Here is a 1014-nt window from a genome sequence, read left to right on the forward strand (position 1 = left end):
TGGCACGTTTGACAAAATTGATAACCATCGCTATTCACAATTGAAAGCTTAAAACTAAGAAATTGAATTGTAGAGTGGGCAAATTTTAATTAGTTTCGCTATCTAATTGCGATCGCCTAAATGTCCACTTTTTTTCTTAAATCGTAGCTATAGGGAGCAGGCATTTTTTTTCTTTTTTTGCGATTGCCTTAATTGTAGCTAACTTTGTCCTATTGAACAAGACTTTGCAATTATTAAAAAAAGGCGTATTTATTCTGCTTCTGGTACATCTTTAGATGACATCGTGAAATCATACGGAAATTATTTAGAATGACTATATAAATTTGCTTGAGTGAGAAAGAAAGAAAAATTGCCTAAGCGAGGTCGTTATCGGGGGTTCATTTTCATGAAGAGTTGCTTAATGAGAATGGATAGATGCAGAAAACTAATTTTTGGGTTAGTGAGCCAGAGTGAAAATTATACCAATTATCAAAAATAGCTAGATAGATAGAAAATTATTTCCTATTAAGAAAAAACACTCAAACTACTATTTACACTAACTCCTGAATCCTGAATCCTAGCTTTAAACCTTCGTCTCTTATTACTTTTAATAAATGGTATTAGTTTTGATTAAAAAATTATAAAAACTTAAATAATTGATGCCATTGCTACCTAGATAAACAATAATATTGTTGACAAGATAAGGGGAAAAATTGCAGTATTAATTGACGCTCTTCAGTTAAATTAACTACTTGCTTAATTTCTTGATAAACTAATAGATGAATGCCTTGAAAACATTGAAGTCGGGGGATGGCGAGGTTTCCTCGTCATATCCAACCGACTTGTTGAAAAATCCAGCGTAATGTCGGTCGATTAGTTAATTTACCTAATTGATTGGGAATTCCCGTTTGAGCCTTATTTAATTGGCGACGAACCTCTCTTTGTCCTAGAGAATAGACCATCAAACATAAACCCATGAGCATTGCCATGATAGAGATTCTACGAGGTGATTTTAAGACTCACGGTTCGCTTAAA

Annotated in this window: 1 pseudogene; it reads right to left on the minus strand. The window is 33.1% G+C overall.

The window, feature by feature from the left end:
* Positions 1 to 647: 647 nt before the first annotated feature.
* A pseudogene (locus H1P_RS38690) lies at positions 648 to 995 on the minus strand (hypothetical protein); the annotation flags it as partial.
* Positions 996 to 1014 lie beyond the last annotated feature (19 nt).

Source organism: Hyella patelloides LEGE 07179 (assembly GCF_900659865.1).
Lineage (GTDB): Bacteria > Cyanobacteriota > Cyanobacteriia > Cyanobacteriales > Xenococcaceae > Hyella > Hyella patelloides.